This window comes from Brachybacterium sp. AOP29-B2-41, from assembly GCF_052378395.1.
In the GTDB taxonomy this organism is placed as follows: domain Bacteria; phylum Actinomycetota; class Actinomycetes; order Actinomycetales; family Dermabacteraceae; genus Brachybacterium.
In genome coordinates this window covers 236,416-256,396 of the sequence record NZ_JBQSXR010000005.1, presented here as the reverse complement: position 1 = coordinate 256,396, position 19,981 = coordinate 236,416, and the positions used below count along the sequence as shown (strand labels likewise).

General features: G+C 71.1%; 14 protein-coding genes. 9 read left to right on the top strand and 5 right to left on the bottom strand.

The genetic code is table 11. The features are described from left to right. Positions 1-38: 38 nt before the first annotated feature. On the bottom strand, positions 39-701 hold the full coding sequence (locus ACT3T9_RS07405; RefSeq protein WP_441444167.1) for a TetR/AcrR family transcriptional regulator: 663 nt from the start codon (positions 699-701) through the stop codon (positions 39-41). A 154-nt stretch (positions 702-855) separates the two neighbouring features. Here ACT3T9_RS07405 and ACT3T9_RS07400 point away from each other — a divergent pair, with 154 nt between their 5' ends. Together ACT3T9_RS07400 and ACT3T9_RS07395 are read left to right on the top strand one after the other, a co-directional pair. Beyond that, positions 856-4,023 carry a PD-(D/E)XK nuclease family protein gene (locus ACT3T9_RS07400; protein ID WP_444606222.1) on the top strand — a complete coding sequence of 1,056 codons (3,168 nt, stop codon included), beginning with the start codon at positions 856-858 and terminating at the stop codon, positions 4,021-4,023. Then, positions 4,020-7,364, top strand: a complete 3,345-nt coding sequence (locus tag ACT3T9_RS07395) for an ATP-dependent helicase (RefSeq protein WP_444606221.1) — start codon at positions 4,020-4,022, stop codon at positions 7,362-7,364. Before ACT3T9_RS07400 ends, ACT3T9_RS07395 begins: the two co-directional genes overlap by 4 nt. Before the next feature lie 59 nt (positions 7,365-7,423). On the opposite strand, the gene ACT3T9_RS07390 is transcribed toward ACT3T9_RS07395, so the two are convergent. Continuing rightward, positions 7,424-8,389, bottom strand: coding sequence for a phosphotransferase (locus ACT3T9_RS07390; protein WP_441444164.1), 966 nt, complete (start codon positions 8,387-8,389; stop codon positions 7,424-7,426). Between the two features lie 48 nt (positions 8,390-8,437). Here ACT3T9_RS07390 and nudC point away from each other — a divergent pair, with 48 nt between their 5' ends. The 3 genes from nudC (at position 8,438) to ACT3T9_RS07375 (ending at position 12,172) form a co-directional block, all read left to right on the top strand. Next, positions 8,438-9,355 (top strand): NAD(+) diphosphatase, encoded by a 918-nt coding sequence (nudC, locus tag ACT3T9_RS07385; RefSeq protein ID WP_444606220.1) that lies wholly within the window; start codon positions 8,438-8,440, stop codon positions 9,353-9,355. A gap of 79 nt (positions 9,356-9,434) precedes the next feature. Then, positions 9,435-11,558: an ATP-dependent DNA helicase UvrD2 gene (locus ACT3T9_RS07380; protein ID WP_444606219.1), complete on the top strand. Its 2,124-nt coding sequence runs from the start codon at positions 9,435-9,437 to the stop codon at positions 11,556-11,558. Between the two features lie 320 nt (positions 11,559-11,878). Further along, positions 11,879-12,172, top strand: a complete 294-nt coding sequence (locus tag ACT3T9_RS07375; RefSeq protein WP_441444161.1) for a WhiB family transcriptional regulator — start codon at positions 11,879-11,881, stop codon at positions 12,170-12,172. Between the two features lie 225 nt (positions 12,173-12,397). Here ACT3T9_RS07375 and ACT3T9_RS07370 read toward each other — a convergent pair whose 3' ends face one another. Continuing rightward, on the bottom strand, positions 12,398-12,556 hold the full coding sequence (locus tag ACT3T9_RS07370) for a DUF5679 domain-containing protein (RefSeq protein ID WP_137771171.1): 159 nt from the start codon (positions 12,554-12,556) through the stop codon (positions 12,398-12,400). 539 nt (positions 12,557-13,095) lie between these two features. On the opposite strand from ACT3T9_RS07370, the gene ACT3T9_RS07365 reads away from it, so the two are divergent. After that, entirely contained in the window at positions 13,096-13,836 is a 741-nt protein-coding gene (locus ACT3T9_RS07365; RefSeq protein WP_441444160.1) for a M48 metallopeptidase family protein, read from the top strand. On the opposite strand, the gene ACT3T9_RS07360 is transcribed toward ACT3T9_RS07365, so the two are convergent. Both ACT3T9_RS07360 and ACT3T9_RS07355 read right to left on the bottom strand, forming a co-directional pair. Next, a complete protein-coding gene (locus ACT3T9_RS07360) occupies positions 13,812-14,426 on the bottom strand; it encodes an NUDIX hydrolase (RefSeq protein ID WP_441444159.1) in 615 nt (204 codons plus the stop codon). The genes ACT3T9_RS07365 and ACT3T9_RS07360 overlap by 25 nt on opposite strands. Positions 14,427-14,433: 7 nt before the next feature. Next, positions 14,434-16,122 (bottom strand): zinc-dependent metalloprotease, encoded by a 1,689-nt coding sequence (locus ACT3T9_RS07355; protein WP_444606218.1) that lies wholly within the window; start codon positions 16,120-16,122, stop codon positions 14,434-14,436. 101 nt (positions 16,123-16,223) lie between these two features. Here ACT3T9_RS07355 and ACT3T9_RS07350 point away from each other — a divergent pair, with 101 nt between their 5' ends. The 3 genes from ACT3T9_RS07350 to ettA all read left to right on the top strand — a co-directional run bounded on the left by ACT3T9_RS07350 (position 16,224) and on the right by ettA (position 19,974). Then, entirely contained in the window at positions 16,224-17,357 is a 1,134-nt protein-coding gene (locus tag ACT3T9_RS07350; RefSeq protein WP_444606217.1) for a YlbL family protein, read from the top strand. Continuing rightward, the gene (locus tag ACT3T9_RS07345) at positions 17,354-18,046 is read left to right on the top strand and encodes an HAD family hydrolase (protein ID WP_441444156.1); all 693 of its coding nucleotides are present in this window, start codon (positions 17,354-17,356) and stop codon (positions 18,044-18,046) included. The genes ACT3T9_RS07350 and ACT3T9_RS07345 overlap by 4 nt, the downstream gene beginning before the upstream one ends. A gap of 245 nt (positions 18,047-18,291) precedes the next feature. Further along, positions 18,292-19,974 (top strand): energy-dependent translational throttle protein EttA, encoded by a 1,683-nt coding sequence (ettA, locus tag ACT3T9_RS07340; RefSeq protein WP_444606216.1) that lies wholly within the window; start codon positions 18,292-18,294, stop codon positions 19,972-19,974. Positions 19,975-19,981 lie beyond the last annotated feature (7 nt).

The window sequence follows — 19,981 nt, the reverse complement described above, 5'->3', positions numbered from 1 at the left end:
ACCAGGGCGGGGACGTTCGTTGCTGTGCCGTTCGAAGTCTACGCGTCGGAGGAGGGCACGGGTTCTCTGTCCGCCCCCAGCACAACCTCGCCGGTCCGTGGATTCTCGAGCGCTGCGAATCCCATCAGCCCGTGCACCACAGTGGTGGTCATCGTGTGGAGGATCGTCTCGCGTGCCTCCTCGTCCTCCGCGCTGTGGAGCAGCTGCGCGGTGGTCTGGGTGACGGCGATGAGCCCTCGGCCGAGGATCCGCGACTCCTCGACGCTGACCTGGCGGAAAGCTGTCAGCACGCCGGCCAGCGCGATCGCGAGCCGATCCAGGACCACGACCACGCGCTCCTGCACCGCCTCGGAGATCACCTCGTGGCCGGTGAACAGCCGCAGGGAGTTGTCCAATGCCACGAACCGGTAGAAGCGATGCAGCCCGCGGCGAACCCGGGAGCTGGTGTCGCCCTGGAACTCGCTCAATGCCCGCACCTCCTCGAGCATCGTCTCGGCGATGATGTCGAGGACCTCGATGTAGAGGGATTCCTTGGAGCTGAAGTGCTGATAGAGCACGGGCTTGGTGACCCCTGCCGAGGCGGCGATGTCGTCCATCGACGTGGCCTGGTAGCCCTTCTCGGTGAACACTCGGGTCGCAAGCTCGAGCAGCTGGATGCGGCGCTGAGCACGGGGCATCCTGGCCGTGGCGGACGTGGACATGGGCATCGGCCTCCGTCTCGGACCGCAGCGGTGGGCGCGTGCCGCGGGACAAATGTCGGGTTCGTCGTGATCCCGAACACTCTACCGCCGTCAGCTCTCCCCGGTGGTATGAACGCTTGTGGGCCCCGTGGGGTGGAATGGAGTCATGCGAACGATGGGCACGATCACCGGTGCAGGGATCCGACTGCTCGGACCCGATCTCGAGGCGCTGCCTGCCGTCCACCCCGCCAGTGCCCTGGACCCTGCCCAGCAACGGGCGCTGGAGAGCTTCCTCGGCGGAGAAGATGTGCTCGTCCACGGCGGTCCGGGCAGCGGGCGCACGTCGCTCGCGCTGGCCGCCGCCGAGCTCTCCGGCGAAGGGACGCTGCTGCTGGCCCCCCGGCGTGTCGCCGCCGGCCGGCTGCGGGACGCCCTGGCCGTGCACGGGAGCGGACAGATCCGAGCGATGACTCCGCCGGCACTCGGCCACGCGATCACCCGCGCCGACGCCCTTCGACGTGGCCTGGGCGCGCCGACCCTGGTCACCGGCGCCGAGCAGGACGCGCTGCTGGCCGAGCTGATCGCACAGCGCGAGAGCTGGCATCTCGACGTCGACGCCACGGCCCGCACCCTGCCCGGATTCCGCACCGAGCTGCGGGATCTGATCACCCGCGCCACCGAGCTAGGGCTCTCCCCGTCCGAGCTCGAGTCCCTGGGCCGCGACCGGGGGAGACCCGCCTGGCAGGATGCCGCCGCACTTCTGCGCGACTACCTCGGGGTGCTCGACCTCGAGGCCTCTGCCGCCCTGGACGCCGGACCCCGCCTGGACTCCGGCGCCCTCGTGCGCCGTGCCGTGCGCCTGCTCGCAGACCCGCAGACCCCCCTGCCCTTCCGTGCCGTGGTGGTGGACGATGCCCAGGACCTCACCGCTGCCGGGATCGACCTGATCGCAGCGCTGCGCGCGGCCGGAGCGAGGGTGATGGTGTGCAGCAGCCCCGATGCTGCGGTCGACACCTTCCGGGGCGCTCTGCCCGATGCCGGGGACCGGCTGCGCGAGCTGCTGCCGCGGCCGCTCACCGAGGTGCTCCTGGACGGCATGCATGCCCAGATGGAGGGTCTGACCGCCGTGGTCGACACGCTGCGGGGCAGGCTTCCGCTGGCGGGCGCACCGGCGGACTCCCGACGCCCGCGCAGCACCCGCCGCGGGGGACTGGTGGCGCTGCGGGCACAGGACCCGCTCGACGAAGCACGGCTGATCGGCTCCGCGCTGAGAGACCTCCACCACCGTGAGGATGTCCCCTACGACGAGATGGCGGTGGTGTGCCGCTCCGGAGCCGCCGTGGCCGACGTCGCAGATCTGCTCTCCCGCACTGGTCTGCCCGTGCGGGCACCGCGCCGTCCCCAGCCGCTGCGCGAGGTCCCCGCGGTCGCGGATCTGATGACCATCCTCGAGATCGGCCTCGCCCCCGCGGACGCAGCGCTCGACCCGAGGATCGCCGATGAGCTGCTGCGCGGTCCCTTCGGCGATGCGGACACCCTCCGCCTGCGACGCATCCGTCGGCTGCTGCTGGGAGCCCACCGTGCCACGGAGCCGGACAGCACGGCGACCAGCGAGCAGCTGCTCGCCCGCGCTCTGGTCGACCCCGAGCTGCCGGGGCTCCCCGCACCGGACGCAAAGGGCCGCGCCGCCGCTCCCGTGCACCGGGTGCGGGACATGATCCGTGCGGTGCGCGAGCATCGCCGGGCCGACGCCCAGCAGGTGCTCTGGCACGCCTGGGACGCCTCCGGCCTCGCCTCCGGCTGGCGCCGCGCCGCCCTGGGAGATGCGGGCGACGTCGACGGTGCGCGCTCGCGGATGGCGTCCTCCCGGCTCGACGCCCTGCTGGAGCTGTTCGCCGCGGCAGAACGACTCACCGACCGCCGCCCCGGGGCCGGGGCGCTGGACCTGGTCGAGCAGATCCGCGCCCAGGCCGTCGTCGAGGACACCCTCGCACCGGCCGCCACCGCCCGCGGCCGTATCGCCGTGCTCACCCCCGCCCAGCTCGCCGGCGAGCACCGGGACACCGTGGTGCTCGCCCGCCTGCAGGAAGGCGCCTGGCCCGACCTGCGCCTGCGCTCGACCCTGTTCGGCGCCGCCGAGCTGTCGCTGTGGGCAGGAGCTCGCCGCGGCGGCGAGCTCCCGCTCGAGCTCGAAGCCCTCCGGGCGCTCCAGCGCGAACAGGTGCTCGCCGACGAGCTGCGCCTGGCCGTCAGCGCTCTCGCGCGGGCCCGACGGCGTGTGCTGGTCACCGCGGTGGAGGATGAGCAGAGCGAGCCCTCCGCACTCTTCGACGCCCTCGAGGCGCTGGTCCAGGCGCCGTGGGTCGATGTCGAGACCCTGCGTCGGGACCCCGGCCCCGCGCCCGACGCCCGTCGACTGGTCGCGGCCCTGCGACGCCGTCTGCAGGACGAGGACCCCCAGCAGATCCGTGATGCGGCGCTCGCCCTGACAGCCCTGGGCCGCGCCGGGGCCCCGGGCGCCGATCCCGCCCGCTGGTATCACCAGGAGCCCAGCTCCACCGAGCCGCTGCACGAGGACGGCACCCCGATCCGGCTCTCACCCTCCGCCCTCGAACGCGCGGTGGACTGCCCGCAGTCCTGGCTGATGGAACGGGCGGGCGGCACCCGCTCAGGCGGGCCCGCGCAGCTCATCGGCACCGCCCTCCACCATCTCGCGCAGGTCCATCCCCGTGGCCCGGAGGGGCCCGAGGAGGACCTGCTCGGTGAGCTGCACACCCTGCTGCGCACCGTGCCCGGCACCGAGACCTGGTCCGGCCGGCGCCGGGTGCGTCGCGCCGAGGACGCCGCCCGCCTGCTCGCCGAGCATCTGCGCAGTGCGGGCGAGCCGCTCGCCGTCGAAGCCGCCTTCGAGGTGGAGCTCGGCAGCGTGCAGCTGCGCGGCAGCATCGACCGGATCGAGGGCGATGCGACCGGGCTGCGGGTCGTGGACCTCAAATCCGGGCGCGCCGCGAAGAGCGCTGCCAAGGCCGAGGAGGATCTCCAGCTGGCCGCCTACCAGGCGGCGGTGCGCGAGGGCGCGCTGAACGAGGAGCTCGGCGAGGATGCCCCCGAGCGGCTCAACGGAGCCCAGCTGGTCTACGTCGGCACCGGCGGGAAGAAGGCCGCGGTGCGCACCCAGACTGCCCTGCCTCGCGCCGAGGACCCCGCCTGGTTCGACGACCTGGTCCAGCAGGTCTCCCGCGACGTGTCCGGAGACCAGGTCACCGCCCGCGTGAACGCCCACTGCACCCACTGCGCCGTGCGCAGCAGCTGCCCGCTGCAGCCCGAAGGAGATCAGCTGTGACCTCGCCGCACACCCCCGACACCCCCGGCACCGCCGACATCGCCGACATCGCCGGCATCGCTAGCACCGCCGAGAGGGCCCGCCACTCCGCCGCGTCCCTCGCAGCACTGCTCGAACAGCCCCCGCCCACCGCCGAGCAGACCTCGGTGATCGAGGCGCCGCTGGCCCCGATGCTGGTGGTCGCCGGAGCCGGCTCGGGGAAGACCGAGACCATGGCCTCCCGGGTGGTGTGGCTGATCGCCAATGGGATCGTCGAGCCCCGCCAGGTGCTGGGCCTGACCTTCACCCGCAAGGCCGCCCACGAGCTCGCCGAGCGGATCGGTGCCCGCCTCGGCACCCTCGCCACCGCGCTGCGCGCAGAGGGCCTGCCCCTCCCGCGCGGCCTCGAGCGCGGGGGCGATGACCTGGTGGGGCAGCGCCCGGTGGTCCACACCTACAACGGCTTCGCCCTGGACCTGGTGCGCGAGCATGCGCTCGCCGTCGGCATCGACCCCGAGCTGACCATGATGTCCACCTCCGCCTCCTGGCAGCTCGCCCACGAGATCATCGAGGGCTGGGACGACTCGCTGGACCTCGAGGCCTCCCCGGCGACCCTCACCGCCGCACTGCTCTCGCTGACCTCGTCGCTGGCCGATCACCTGGTGACCCCGGCACAGCTCGCCGCCCACCTGCACGAGATCCACGAGCATCTGTCCCAGATCCCGCTGCAGGTCGAGGGGCGCCGCCGCACCACCCCGAAAGAGGTCGCCAAGGTGCTCGGGGCACTCGAGTCCCGGCTCGCGCTGATCCCGCTGCTCGAACGCTTCGCCGAGATCCGCGCCGAGGCCTCCGCCCTCGACTTCGCCGACCAGGTCTCCCTCGCAGCCCGGGTGGCGAGGGAGGTACCGGCCGCGAGCTCTCTCGCGCGGCGCATGCACAAGGTGGTGCTGCTGGACGAATTCCAGGACACCTCCGTGGCGCAGCTGCAGATGCTCACCGACCTCTTCGGTCCCGGCCATGCCGCCTGCGCCGTCGGCGACCCGCAGCAGGCGATCTACGGCTGGCGCGGAGCCTCCGCCGCCTCGCTCGCGGGATTCGCCGACGCCTTCGCGACCCCCGAGCAGAGTGTCCTGCAGCGCACGCTGTCCACCTCGTGGCGCAACGACCAGGCAGTGCTCGCAACGGCGAACCGGCTCGCAGCCCCGCTGCGCCACGCCGATGCGGGGCTCACCATCCCCGAGCTGCAGCCCCGGCCCGGGGCGGGGGAGGGCGCCTGCGAGATCATCGAGGCGGCCGACGAGCGCGCCGAGGCACGCGCGATCGGCCGCTGGGTCCTCGAGCGCCGGGCGGAAGGCGCAGATGACGAGGCGCCGGCGTCGGCCGCGGTGCTGGTGCGCGCCCGCCGCCAGATCCCCGCCCTGGTCGAAGGACTTCAGGAGCAGGGGCTGGCCGTCGAGGTGGTGGGTCTGGGCGGGCTGCTGCACCGCCCCGAGGTCGCTGATGTCCGAGCGGTGCTGGAATGCGCCTACGACCCCGGCCGCGGGGACGCGCTGATGCGCCTGCTGACCGGGCCCCGGTTCCGGCTCGGAGCCCGGGACCTCGCGGTGCTGGGCCGCTGGCGGGACCGGATGGGTTCTCGCCTGCGCCGCGATGGAGAGGCTCCGGGCGGTCAGGACGAGGCGGAGACCGTCTCGCTCATCGACGCGGTCGACGACCTCCCGCCCGCTGACTGGACCGACCCCTCCGATCGATCCCTCACCACCACCGGACGGGCCCGGCTGCTCCAGGTCCAGCAGCTCCTGCGCGAGCTGCGACGACTGCTCCCGCTGCCGCTGCCGGACCTGATCACCGCCGCGACCCGGCTGCTGGACGTCGACCTCACGCTGCTGGAATCCGAGCCCGACTCCCGGGCGCTCGCCGATCTCGAGGCATTTCGCGACCACGCTGCAGCGTTCGACCGCACCGCCAGGCGCGGTGGGCTCGGCGCCTATCTCGACCTGCTCGAGATCAGCGAGGACGAGGAGGCAGGGCTCGCCGTCACCGCCGCCCCCGAAACCGCGCATGACCCGGCCGCGGTCACGATCGTCACCATGCACTCCGCCAAGGGCCTGGAATGGGACCTGGTCGCCGTCGCCGGGCTCACCGAGGGCACCGTCCCCTCCTACGACCTGCGTCGGGCGAAGACCGATGAGGCGGGCCGCACCCGGGTACCCGGGGACGGCTGGCTGGGCAAGCTCGCCTCCGCATCGGTGCCCACCGCCCTGCGCGGCGACGCGGAGACCCTCCCGGAGCTGGCCTGGGCCGAAGCAGATACCCAGGTCGACGCCGAAGGACTCATCGAGGACTACCGCTTCGCCCAGGGCGAGGAGTCGCTGCGGGAGGATCGCCGGCTGATGTACGTCGCGGTGACCCGGGCGCGCCGCCGCCTGCTGCTGACCTCTGCCGCCTGGCGCAGCGGGCTCGCCTCCGCCCGGCCCCGCTCGCGCTATCTCACGGAGGTGGGTGACCTGGTGCCCGAGCGCTTCCGCACCGTTCAGGAGATCCCCGAGCAGAACCCCCTGGAGAGCGAACGCCCGCAGGCGCAGTGGCCGCCGGCCCCCGGGGAGCAGGAGCGCGCCCGGGCCCGCGCCGCAGCGCTGCTCACCGACGCCGCAGCGACGGACGATGCGCCGGCGGACCCGCAGCTCGCCGAGCTGGTGCGGCGTGCCGTCGCGGACATCGAGCAGCAGGCCGCCCCGCCGCTGGTCCACTCCCCGCCGCGGCTCTCAGCTTCTCAGGTGGTCCACCAGGCCCGGGATCCCCACGCCGCGGCGATCGACCTGCTGCGCCCCCTGCCGCGCCGCCCCTCTCCGGCGGCCGCCCGCGGCACCGCCTTCCATGCCTGGCTCGAGTCCCGTTACGACAGCGCGACCCTGCTGGACCTCGAGGACCTGCTGGACCTGGAGGACGCGGAGGACCACGAGGAGGGGCCCGGCGCCGACGATCGGAGCCTGCGGGACGCCTTCGCGGCATCCGAGTGGGCTGACCGTTCACCGCTCGCGGTCGAGCAGCCCGTCCACACCCGGATCGGGGAGATCGCGGTGCGGGGCATCATCGACGCGGTCTTCGCCGACCCCGAGGGGACCGACGGCACCCAGGGCGTGATGATCGTGGACTGGAAGACCGGCCGAGTCCCGCGCCCCGCCCAGCTGCGCGAACGCGCCCTCCAGCTCTCGCTCTACCGCCTGGCCTGGCACGAGCAGACAGGGCTGCCGCTCGCCCGGATCCGCACCGCCTTCCACTTCGTGGCCGATGGGGTCACCCACGAGGTGCGCCGTCACCCCTCCCGCGAGAAGATCGCGCAGATGCTCGCGGGGGAGTGACGTTCATGGGGGAGTGACGTGAGGGCGCCCCACGGGAGGGCTCGTCCTGCGCTGCGGGCTCAGTGCGAGCCGTCCTCCCGGGAGCTCATCTCCTCGTAGGCGCGCTCGGCCTCGTCCCGGGCGATCTGGGCGAGGTCGGCATCGAGGTCGGCGATCATCCCTCGGGCGTCGGCGACGATCTCCTGGTCCTCGATCTCCAGACCGTGTGCGAGCCATTCGGCGACGGCGAACTCGCCGAGCGCCTGAGCACGCTCTATCAGCCGCGGGTGGGTCGAGGTAGGCAGCTCCTCGCGGTACGAGCCGTAGAGCTCATCGAACCGCTCCGGATCCAGGGAGGAGATCAGCCAGGCCAGGTCCGAGGCGGGATCCGCGACCTTCGAGGAGGACCAGTCACGCAGCGCGCTGACGCGGTGACCGGACATGAACAGGCTCTCTTCCGAGAGGTCCCCGTGCACGAACTGCGGGGTGAAGTCCCACAGCTCCTCGTCCTCGAGCAGCGCGTCCCAGCGCTGGGCGACGGCGGCGGGGAGATGCCCGCCGGCCTTGGCGGTGGCGATCCGTGCGCGATGCTCGGCGAGCAGCACCTCGGGGGTGAAGGATTCGACTCCAGCGGCTTCGGCGGCGTAGCGGGGGACGGTATGGATCCGGGCCAGCACCTGTCCCAGCGAGCGGGCGAGATCCGCGCTCCCGTGCAGGGCATCGAGCATCAGCGGACGGCCGGCGGGAGCTTCGGTGACCACGCAGCGACCTCCCTCGGAGAGCTTCACGAATCCGAGCACCGGCGGGATCACGCTGCGCAGCGGGGTGCCCGCGAGAGCATCGGCCACTTTGAGATCGCGCTCGAGCCGGATCCCCGACGCGGTCGAGGCGGGGGAGAGGATCATCACCCGTCGGCCGTCCTCGCCGACGATGCCGGCGACGTCGAGATCCTCGGCCGGGGTGGCGATCGGCATGGTCCTCACCGGGATCAGCCCGGGGACCGCCGCCGCGGAGAGGGCAGCCAGGGAATAGGAGTTGCGATGCACCCGACCACCGTACCCGGCCGAGGCGTCCGCTCCACGTAGGCTCGGAGCATGGCGAAAATCCGTGGCCCCCACCTCAGCACCCCGCTCACCCTCTTGGGCTCCGACCGCGATGCGCTGCTGCGCAGCGACCCGGAGATCCTCTCCCCGGGGGACGACGCCCGATACCTGGTCACCAGGGCCGGTGCGGTCGCCCTGCGCGAGGACGAGGACGGCACTCTCCACGCGCTGCTGGAGACCGAGGATCCCCGCGAAGGGACCCTGCAGCCGCTGGTGCTGCTGGGACGGCGTGACGGATACCGCGTGCTCGGTGTCGAGGTGCCCGAGCCCAGCGCCGAGCTCGACGCTCCCGGCCGTGACCTGCGTGACCTGCGACGCGTCGCCGACAGGCTCCACGATCACGACGCCGATCTGGCCGCAGCGGCCGTCGCGATGGGGTTCTGGCACCGGTCCATGCGTCATTGCCCGCTGTGCGGAGCGACGCTGGAGGCGGAGATGGGCGGCTGGGTGCTGCGCTGCCAGGAGGACGGCGTCGAGCAGTTCCCGCGCACCGACGCCGCCGTGATCATGGCCGTGCGCGACGGGCAGGACCGTCTGCTGCTGGCCCGCAACGCACATTTCCCCAGCCGCTTCCACTCCGTGCTGGCTGGTTTCGTCGAGCCCGGTGAGAGCCTCGAGAACGCGGTGGCCCGCGAGGTGGCCGAGGAGGTCGGGGTCATCGTGGAGGAGGTTCAGTACATGGGCAGCCAGCCCTGGCCCTTCCCCCGCTCGCTGATGCTCGGCTACCGCGCCTGGGCTCCGAACGCCGCCGAGCTCACGCTGCAGGAGGACGAGATCGCCGAGGCCCGCTGGTTCACCCGCGAGGAGCTCGCCGCAGCTCTCGAGGCGGAGGAGATCGCGCTGCCCGGCTCTGCCTCCATGGGCCGTGCCCTCATCGACGACTGGTACGGGCGCTCCGCCGAGCGGTGAGCCCCCAGAGGTGGTGTGGGGCACCCGCCGTCCACAGCGGCCCCCGGACCGTCACCCGGTCCTGGCAGGATGAACGGTGATGACCGACCATTCCGCCCCCGCCGCTGACCCCTCCGCACCCACCGATGCCGAGTCGCTGCTCGCCGCGCTCGATCCCGAGCAGCGCGAGGTGGCGAGCAGCTTCGGCAGCCCGATCTGCGTGCTCGCCGGCGCCGGCACCGGGAAGACCCGTGCGATCACCCACCGCATCGCCTATGGGGTCGCCACCGGTCAGCTGAACCCGCGCCATGTGCTCGCGGTGACCTTCACCGCCAAGGCCGCCGCCGAGATGCGCTCGCGGTTGCGGGACCTCGGCGTCCCCGCGGTGCAGGCCCGCACCTTCCACGCCGCGGCGCTGCGGCAGCTGCGCCACTTCTGGCCGCGCGTGGTGGGAGGGGCGATGCCGGATCTGCTGCCGAACAAGTTCGCCGGCATCGGCGAGGCCTGCCAGCGACTGCACCTGAGCGTCGATCGGGCCGCGCTGCGGGACATCGTCGCCGAGGTCGAGTGGTCGCGCGTCTCGATGCTCACCCCCGAGTCCTATCCGGAGGCGGCCCTGCAGACCCGTCGGCCGGGCGTCGCAGGCTTCGACTCGCGCTCCATCTCGCGCATCCTCACCCAGTACGAGGAGGTGAAGAAGGAGCGCGGGGTGATCGACTTCGAGGACGTCCTGCTGCACATGGTCGGCTTCCTCACCGAGCGCGCGGACGTCGCCCGCGAGGTGCGCAGCCAGTACAAGCACTTCGTGGTCGACGAGTACCAGGACGTCTCCGCCCTCCAGCACGCCCTGCTGCGACTCTGGCTGGGCACCTCGGATGACCTCTGCGTGGTCGGTGACGCCGCCCAGACCATCTACACCTTCGCGGGCGCCCGTGCCTCCTACCTGCTGGATTTCCGCAAGGAGTTCAAACGTGCCCGCACCATCCGGCTCGAGCGGAACTATCGCTCGACCCCCGAGATCGTGAGGATGGCCAACACGGTCCTGGACGGCGCGCACGGTCGAACCCGAGATACCCGCCTCACCCTGATCTCCCAGCGCGAGAGCGGTCCGCCGCCGATCGTGGAGTCCTTCGCCGACGACCCTGCCGAGGCCGACGGCATCGCAGATCGGATCTCCGATCTGGTGGCTGAGGGCAGGCCCGCCTCCGAGATCGCGATCCTGTTCCGCACCAACAGCCAGTCCGAGGCGCTCGAGCAGGCGCTGACCTTCCGCGGCATCGGATATCTGGTGCGCGGAGGGGACCGCTTCTTCGAACGCCAGGAGGTGCGCCGCGCCATGGTGTCGCTGCGCGCCGCCGCCCGCGTCGAGCAGCTCGACCCGGCCCGTGCCGTGCGCGACATCCTCTCCCAGCAGGGCTGGGCGCCGGCCGCCCCGGAGACCACCGGGGCGATCCGCGACCGCTGGGACTCGCTGAACGCCCTGGTGGGTCTCACCGACACCATCGCCGCACGGCCCGGCACCACCATGACCGACGTGGTCCGCGAGCTCGAGGAGCGGGCGGAGTCCCAGGCCGCGCCGGTCGTGGACGGGGTGACCCTGGCATCGGTGCATGCTGCGAAGGGCCTGGAATGGCCGGTGGTGTTCGTGGTCGGCGCGAGCGACGGGCTGCTCCCGATCTCGATGGCGAAGACCCCCGCTGAGGTGGAGGAGGAGCGGCGATTGTTCTACGTCGCCCTCACCCGGGCCCGCGACCTGCTCACGGTGAGCTGGTCCGCCGCACGCACCCCCGGAGCGCGCGGCTCACGCAAGGCCTCACGCTTCCTCGACGGGGTCCTTGACCATCCCGATGCGCCGAAGACGGCCCCCGGGACCGCGGCCCGCCGCACCGGTCGCCGCACCGCCACCGTCTATGCGGAATGCCGGGTGTGCGGGCAGGGTCTCGTGACCCCGAAGGAGCAGCGGCGCGGACGGCATGACGGCTGTCCCTCGCCCGCAGGGGAGGGGTTGCTCACCGCGCTGCGCAGCTGGCGCCGTGACCAGGCCCGTCTGCGCGGCACCCCGCCCTACGCGATCCTCACCGACGCCGCCCTCGAAGCGGTCGCCGAGAGGGCGCCGCGCTCCGAACAGGAGCTGCTGGCCGTTCCCGGAATCGGGCCCGGGAAGGTCGCGAGCTTCGGCGACGACCTGCTCGACCTGCTCGGAGCTCCCTCCGAAAAAGACTGAAACTGCAGGTCAAAAAATACTTTTGCGATCCTGGCGTGAGGTGTAGAGTCATCCATGTCAATCGTCCACGTCGTGGTCCGGGACACCGGGACGCGCGCTTACGAAAGGGGGTGGCCTCTGTGAACAGCACTTGGAATCTTGCAGGAGCAGGACTGCGCCCCACGGGCGCGCCCTCCCTTCTGCAGCGCGAACGGGGCAATGCCCCGCGGTGCCCAGCCTGAGCTGACGAGGCCTTCCCTCGCTGCCGGTGCGGCACCGCCGCCGCACCCCCCGCCCCCACCGGGCACGTCCTTCCTGACGGACTTCTAAGCAGCGAGACGATGACTACTCTTCTGACCACTTTCCTGAACCCCGCGGATGACTCCGCGACCATGTTGCCGTGCCATGACACGGACGCCGCCGACCTCTTCTTCGCGGAGCGGCCCGCAGAGCTCGAACAGGCCAAGGCCCTGTGCGCCGGCTGCCCGCTCATCGCGGAGTGCCGGCAGGGTGCCCTCGAGCGGGCAGAGCCCTGGGGAGTCTGGGGCGGTGCCATCTTCGATGGCGGCAGCATCATCGCCGTCAAGCGCGGCCGTGGCCGGCCCCGGAAGAACCGGGAGCAGGACGCCGCATGAGCGGCTCCGGCCTCGCCGTCTCGGGCGTGCCGGCCTCGGTCGTGCCGGCGCAGCTCCTGGGCGCCGGGCGACGAGATCGACGACGGCGAGATCGAAGAAGGCCCCGAACCGTGTGGTTCGGGGCCTTCTTCGGTGCTGCGGGACGCGGTACGTCGCTCAGGTGGGCGTGACCCGGCCCGAGCTTCTGCCGCTCGTCCCTCGCAGCACGTCGATCAAGGGGGTACGTCAGGCCTTGCCGAGGATTCGGTTCAGCTTGGTGCCGCACACCGGGCACACGGCCTTGGCCATGCGACGACCGTTGGAGACGACGACGTTGCCCTCGGCCTCTCGCTTCTCGCGGCACTTGACGCAGTAGAACTCTCCGGCATAGGTCTCGTCGGCCATATCCGCTCCTCGTTGCTTGTCGATGATGAACATTCCCAGATACGCAGCTCTCACCGCGACGCCGGGACCGCTCCACTGTAATGGTGCGGGAAGGCCGGGCACGAATCAGGAGACTGTGGGGTGTGGCCCGATCGGGGCGGCCCGTCGCGCGCTTCGGGTTCAGGGGGCTCTGAGAAGAGCCGAGGAAGTGCGCGCAACGAGCCGACATCGGAGGCCCCGAAGGCGGCAAGAAGCCTGGAAGGGCCGTGGGACCTCGGGGGCGCTCAGTACCACGCGCACCTTCCCCGTGTGCGTCCTACTAGTTATCCCGGGGTCCCACGTGCAGGAGAACTTAGCGCCTGTGGACCACGCAGGTCAAAGAACGATCGGGGACCGATTGTGGACAACCCTCCTCCCACTGTGGACAGAATGTCGATCACGGTGCCGCCGTTGTGGAGGAACCGTCATGTTTCCCGGCCATAACGGTCTGACCGGCGCTTCTGCAGTGCACAGCTGTGGATGAACTTTTCTTGCCCCGCAGACGTGCCAGGCTGTGATCCATGAGTGATCTCGTCCTCCATGAGCATGTCGCCGGTCCCCGCGGGGAGCGGGTGCTGGTGCGGCGCAGCGCGCGCCGCCGTCGCACCGTCTCCATCACCCGTCGTGAAGGCGATCTGGTGATCGCCATCCCGGCGACGTTCAGTGCCCGCCAGGAACGTCAATGGGTGACGAAGATGGTCGACCAGCTGGTCAGCAAGGAGGCTCGCCGGGCGCCGGCGCGTCGCAGCGACGCCTCGCTGCTCGCGATGGCACGGGAGGTCAGTGAGGCCTATCTCGGCGGGCGTGCGCATCCCAGCTCCGTGACCTGGTCCACTCGGCAGAACCACCGCTGGGGGTCGTGCACGCCATCCGACGGCACGATCCGGCTCTCGCATCATCTGCAGGGAATGCCCGACTATGTGGTGCGCTCGGTGATGATGCACGAGCTGACACATCTGCTGGTGCCGGGCCATGGGCCGGAGTTCAAGGCGCTGATGGCGAACTACCCGCAGGCGCAGAAGGCGCAGGGATTCCTCGACGGCGTCTCCTGGGCGAAGAATCTGCCGCAGGACGGCGAGGGCTGGAGGCACAGCGGGGGCAGCGACGACAGCGACGTCCGCGAGGACAGCGTGGAAGGCGAAGCCGGCGAGGACAGCGCGGACGGCGACGACAGCGACAACCGCGAGCGCAGCGTGGACGGCGACGCCCGAGAGGGCAGGAGGGCCTCAGCGCCCGCTCAGCCGCTCCACCGCGCGAGATAGGGCGCCAGGCCCTCGAGGCTCGCCGCCAGATCGGGCACGGTGCCCTCAGGCAACGCGGAGCTGTCGCGGGCCGGACCGGCACCGAGCAGCGGCCAAGGCACCCACCGCACCTCTCCGGATTCCTCGCTCACAGTGAGCGGCAGCTCCGCGGCGGGTGCCGATGCCCGGAACAGGAACTGCACGTCCCAGTGCTCGCGGCAGGCGCCGAACGCCGCATCGAGACCATGACGGTTCAGCACGGCGGGGCCCTGCCCCAGAGTCTCGAGGTCGTCGATCCCGATCTCCTCGGAGACCTCACGACGCGCGGCCATCTCCAGACTGGTCTCACCCTCTTCGAGGTGCCCGCCCGGCTGCACCCAGAAGCGCCCCTTGAGATGCCACACCAGCGCCACCTGTTCGGCGGGACCGTCGACGACGATCGCGCTCGCGGTGAGATGCCGGGGCCCGCCGTCCCGGTACAGCGCCCGCGGATTCTGCTGCAGCAGCTCGAGGTACTGAGCGGCGAGCGCGGGCCCGTTGACCGCGTGACGGGCCCTGTCCAGCTCTGCGAGCGCGGGGGAGGAGCTGGTGGAGCTGGTGGCGTCAGTCACGAGATGATCAGCGCCCCTCGGCATCGGGGGTGTCGTTGCCTCCCTCGGGACTGTCGCCTCCCTCGGGACCGGCGGGTCCTTCGCGACCGTCGGGACCCTTCGTGCCGTCGGAGCCCTCGGGGCCGTCGGAACCCTTGGGGCTGTCGGAGCCCTCGGGTCCGGCAGGGCCGGCAGAGCCCTCGGGTCCGGCGGGTCCGGCAGAGCCAGCGGGGCCGGGGCCTCGCAGCCCGCCCTGCTCATCCTCACGTGGTGCCTGCTCCTGGCCATCACCGGAAAGCAGCTTCGCCAGCTCGGCGTCGAAGTCCTCCGGGATCGCGACCTGTGCAAGCCCCTCGGCCTCCTCCTCGGAGGCAGCCTGCTGGGGAGCCCGCGGGCGGCCGGAGAGCACCTCGGCGCTGGGCAGCAGGTCAGGATGATCCCACTTCGCCTCGCGTCCGGACTCACCCTCGGTGGCCAGCACACTGTCCCACCAGGAGAGGGCTTCGCGCACCCGCCGTGGACGCAGCTCGATGCCGACCGTCTTCGAGAGCATCTGCTCGGCAGGCCCGCCAGCGGCTCGGCGTCGTCGCAGCACCTCACGCAGGGCCTCGAGATCAGGCAGCTTGCCCTCGAGCGCCTTGGTGGTCACGTGGTCCACCCATGCCTCGATCAGAGCCAGGGTGGTGGCGAGCTCCTCGAGAGCACGCTCCTGCGAGGCGCGGCGGGTGAAGACGAACATGTCCTCGGGACGCCGGGCCTGCATCGCGGCCGGGTCGGAGAGGTCCAGATCCCGGACCATCTCATCGAGCGCATCGAGGTCCAGGGTGATTCCGCGGGAGTAGTCCTCGATCGCCGAGAAGAGCGCCTTGCCCAGCCAGGGTGCAGCGCTGAACAGCGCGGTGTGCGCGATCTCGCGGGCGGCAAGGAAGATGCGCGCAGCGGCAGGGTCCAGAGAATGCGCGGAGATCAGGTCCTCGACGTTCGCGGCGACCAGGGCGGGCTCCCCGTCCCGGCCCAGCGGCATCCCGAGATCGGTCGTGCCGGCGGCCTCACGGGCCAGGGCGCCGATGGCGTGACCGAACTGGACGCCGAACATGGTCCCGCCGATCCGCTCCATCATCGCGGCCGGATCGCCACCGGGCAGTGGCATCCCAGCACCCATGTCACCCATCTGCCCCAACTGGGCGGCGATCGCCTCGCCGATCGCGCCGGCCATGTACTTCGCGACCGGTTCGACGATGGGCTTCCAGTGCGGAAGGGTGCGATGCAGCCAGGTACCGCGGCTGTAGACGCCGAGCTCCGCGGTGGGCACGTCGATCGCGATCACCGGATCCAGCCACAGCCGCGCCACCTGCGCAGCCTGCCGGAGGTCCGCGACCGCGGTGTCGCCGGGCGAAGGATCGCCGGGAGTCCCTGCCGGCGACTCGGCGCCGGGGATCCCGGCCTGCCCGGCGGCGGTGCGCCGGGCGATGTCCTCCGCCATCTGCCAGTTCACAGGGTCATCGCCCTGTGCGGCGAACATGTGCTGCATCTGGGCGGCAGCCGCCCGCAGCTGGGCGGGGTCCTGGGGGAGATCGGCCTGCTGCGCGAGCGCAGAGAGGTCCAACCCGTCCAGGGCACCCTCGGGGAGGGCGTCTCCGAACGTCTCTTTCAGGAAGCGCTTCAGCGCCTCCTCGTCCATATCACCGGGTCCACCCGGGATCGGGGAATCACTCATGGCCACCTCCAGCTGTGCGTGGGTCCCCAGCCTACCGACCGCGCCTGATCGTCGCTCCGCGCGCCGCGAGGAGCATGCGGACGGTGGGGCACAATGTCGGGGTGACAGAAGACCCCACCGCCCCGTCGCCCGCCCGCAGGGTGCGCAAGCTGCTCGCCCGGTCCGTCGACGACGCGCAGCTCGCACGCCCGGTGCTGGCGCTGGTCTCGCTGCTGCTGCTGTGCGTGATGATCCTGGGCGGCTCCTTCATCCCGGTGCCCTATGTCATCGAGCGTCCGGGGCCCGCGATCGATGTGCTCGGCGAGTACGACGGCGAGCAGATCCTGGTCATCGACGGGGCGGAGACCCATCCGACCGATGGCGCGCTGATGATGACCACGGTCTCCGTCGACGGCGGGCCGGGATACCGGGTGACCCCGGTGGAGGTCGTCGCCGCCTGGTTCGACCGCTCCAAGATGGTGCTGCCCAAGGAGGCGGTGTTCCCCGAGGGGCAGACCCGCGAGCAGACCGTGCTGAACAACACCGCCGCGATGAGCACCTCCCAGCAGGGTGCGGTCGCCGTGGCGCTGGACGAGCTCGGACTCGAGTACGAGTCCGTGGTGATGATCGCGGGAGTCGAGGAGGGGGCGCCGGCCGACGGCACCCTGGAGGGCGGGGACGTGATCGTCTCCGTCGGCGGCGAGACGGCGAGCTCCCTCGAGGGCTACCGCGAGCTGATCCGGGCCACGCCCGAGGGTAGGACGGTCCCGATGCGGGTGCGGCGCGCCGGTGAGGAGCTGGACCTCGAGGTCCCCTCCGAGATGGCCGACGGATCACCCCGGATGGGCGTGGTGCTCGCCGCAGGCTATGAGTTCCCGATGGACGTCCAGATCGCGGTCGGGGACATCGGCGGACCCAGCGCCGGAATGATCTTTTCGCTGTCCGTCTATGACGAGCTCACCCCCGGCGCCCTGACCGGCGGCCACCAGATCGCCGGCACCGGGACCATCGCCGTGGACGGCGCGGTCGGCCCCATCGGAGGGATCCGCCAGAAGATGGTGGGCGCCGACGAGTCCGACGCCGAGTTCTTCCTCGCGCCGAGCGCCAACTGCGACGAGGTCGTCGGCTACGAACCCGAAGGGCTCGAGGTCGTCGCCGTGACGGACTTCGAGGACGCGCTCGACGCCACCGAGACCATTGCCGAGACCGGCAGCGCCGAAGGCCTGCCCACCTGTGAGGACGTGAACAACGAATGAGCAAGCGCAATCGACGCCGCACTCCGCCGAAGCCGACAGTGGTGTTCGACTACGGGGGTGTGCTGAGCGCCGGGCATGACCCGGTGCCGGACCTGCATGAGCTGCTCGGCGGCGAGCCGTCGGTCCTCGAGGAGGCGCTGTGGCGTGAACGGGGTGCCTACGACCGCGGGGACACCACCCTCGCCGAGTACTGGGCCGCAGTGGCCGCCGCCGTCGGGGTCGAGGAGCTCTCCGAGGACGAGATCGCCGAGCTGCAGAAGGCGGACAACCGCTACTTCCTGCGGATGGACCCCGAGTCGAGGTCGCTGATCCACGATCTCGCCCGCAACGAGGTGCGCCTGGCCCTGCTGTCCAACGCGTCGGTGTCCTTCGCGGAGGAGGTGCGCCGTGCGGACTGGTTCGAGGCGTTCACCCTCGCCGTTGTCTCCGGCGAGGAGCGAGCGGCCAAGCCGGAACGCGAGATCTACGAGGTGATGCTCGACGTCCTCGCCCACGAGACCGGGGGAGTGTCCATCCCCTCGGCCGTCATCTACTTCGACGACCGCCAGGAGAACGTGGACGCCGCGAAGGAACGCGGCATCGACGCCCACTTCTGGCCCCGCAACGGCGATGTGCACCCCGAGGGGACCGAGCACGGCGCGGTGACGGCACGCCGGCTGCTCGCCGAACGCGGCGTCCCGCTGGACTGAGCGCTTCCGACCGGACTGTTCGACTGGACTGTTCGACTGGACTGAGCACGCGCGACCCGCATGCACGAGGACCGATCCGGCGCCGCGCGGGCGATACGGGTGGCACGCGTCAATCTCGGCCCCGCCATCGGGGGTCAGAGGCCCGGTTGCGGGTAGAGTCGGGCAGTGCGACACATCCCGTGCGGCACCGCTCTGCGGCGCGCCGGTGAGAATCCCCAGAACCCCTCTCCGAACAGGAACACGAGTTGGCTGAATTCATCTACTCCATGTACAAAGCCCGGAAGGCCGTGGGCGAGAAGGTCATCCTCGATGACGTCTCCATGAGCTTCTACCCCGGTGCGAAGATCGGCATGGTCGGCCCCAACGGCGCCGGCAAGTCCACGATCCTGAAGATCATGGCGGGGCTCGACCAGCCCTCCAACGGCGAGGCGAAGCTCTCCCCGGGCTACAGCGTCGGCATCCTGCTGCAGGAGCCGCCGCTGGACGAGTCCAAGACCGTCCTGGAGAACGTCCAGGAAGGCATGGGCGAGCTGTTCCAGAAGGTCCAGCGCTTCAACGCCATCGGCGAGGAGATGGCGGAGCCCGACGCCGACTTCGACGCGCTGATGGAGGAGATGGGCAAGCTCCAGACCGACATCGACGCCGCCAACGGCTGGGACCTCGACTCCCAGCTCGAGCAGGCGATGGACGCCCTGCGCTGCCCGCCCGGCGACGAGAAGGTCACCCACCTCTCCGGTGGTGAGCGCCGTCGCGTGGCGCTGTGCAAGCTGCTGCTGGAGAAGCCCGACCTGCTGCTGCTGGACGAGCCCACCAACCACCTCGACGCCGAGAGCGTGCTCTGGCTCGAGCAGCACCTCAAGCAGTACGAGGGCGCCGTCATCGCCGTCACCCACGACCGGTACTTCCTGGACCACGTGGCCCAGTGGATCGCCGAGGTCGACCGCGGCCACCTGTACCCCTACGAGGGCAACTACTCCACCTACCTGGAGAAGAAGGAAGAGCGCCTCAACGTCCAGGGCAAGAAGGACCAGAAGCTCGCCAAGCGCCTCAAGGAGGAGCTGGAGTGGGTGCGGTCCAACGCCAAGGGCCGCCAGGCGAAGTCCAAGGCCCGACTGGCCCGCTACGAGGAGATGGCCACCGAGGCCGAGCGCACCCGCAAGCTCGACTTCGAGGAGATCACCATCCCGCCTGGCCCGCGGCTGGGCAACCAGGTCATCGACGCCAAGGATCTCAAGAAGGGCTTCGGGGAGCGCGTGCTCATCGACGGGCTCTCCTTCACCCTGCCGCCCAACGGCATCGTCGGCGTCATCGGCCCCAACGGCGTCGGCAAGACCACGCTCTTCAAGACCATGGTGGGCCTCGAGCCGCTGGACGACGGCGAGCTGAAGATCGGCAAGTCCGTCAAGATCAGCTACGTCGACCAGAACCGCGAGAACATCGACCCGGAGAAGAATCTCTGGGAGGTCGTCTCCGACGGGCTGGACTACATCCAGGTCGGCAAGGTCGAGATCCCCTCACGCGCCTACGTCAGCCAGTTCGGCTTCAAGGGCCCGGACCAGCAGAAGAAGGCGGGGATCCTCTCCGGCGGTGAGCGCAACCGCCTGAACCTCGCGCTGACCCTCAAGCAGGGCGGCAACGTGCTGCTTCTCGATGAGCCCACGAACGACCTGGACGTGCAGACCCTCGGCTCGCTCGAGAACGCGCTGCTCGAGTTCCCCGGCTGCGCCGTGGTCGTCTCCCACGACCGCTGGTTCCTGGACCGGGTCGCGACCCACATCCTGGCCTATGAGGGCACCGAGGAGAACCCGGCGAACTGGTACTGGTTCGAGGGTAACTTCGAGTCGTACCAGACCAATAAGGTCGAGCGCCTCGGCGAGGACGCCGCACGTCCCCACCGCGTGACCTACCGCCGCCTGACCCGCGACTGAGACAGAC

Excerpts from the sequence above, each read along its gene's own strand:
- ACT3T9_RS07405 (WP_441444167.1), bottom strand. The coding sequence starts at position 701 with ATGTCCACGTCCGCCACGGCCAGGATGCCCCGTGCTCAGCGCCGCATC.
- ACT3T9_RS07400 (WP_444606222.1), top strand. The coding sequence starts at position 856 with ATGGGCACGATCACCGGTGCAGGGATCCGACTGCTCGGACCCGATCTC.
- nudC (WP_444606220.1), top strand. The coding sequence starts at position 8,438 with ATGGCGAAAATCCGTGGCCCCCACCTCAGCACCCCGCTCACCCTCTTG.
- ACT3T9_RS07380 (WP_444606219.1), top strand. The coding sequence starts at position 9,435 with ATGACCGACCATTCCGCCCCCGCCGCTGACCCCTCCGCACCCACCGAT.
- ACT3T9_RS07375 (WP_441444161.1), top strand. The coding sequence starts at position 11,879 with ATGACTACTCTTCTGACCACTTTCCTGAACCCCGCGGATGACTCCGCG.
- ACT3T9_RS07370 (WP_137771171.1), bottom strand. The coding sequence starts at position 12,556 with ATGGCCGACGAGACCTATGCCGGAGAGTTCTACTGCGTCAAGTGCCGC.
- ACT3T9_RS07365 (WP_441444160.1), top strand. The coding sequence starts at position 13,096 with ATGAGTGATCTCGTCCTCCATGAGCATGTCGCCGGTCCCCGCGGGGAG.
- ACT3T9_RS07355 (WP_444606218.1), bottom strand. The coding sequence starts at position 16,122 with ATGAGTGATTCCCCGATCCCGGGTGGACCCGGTGATATGGACGAGGAG.
- ACT3T9_RS07345 (WP_441444156.1), top strand. The coding sequence starts at position 17,354 with ATGAGCAAGCGCAATCGACGCCGCACTCCGCCGAAGCCGACAGTGGTG.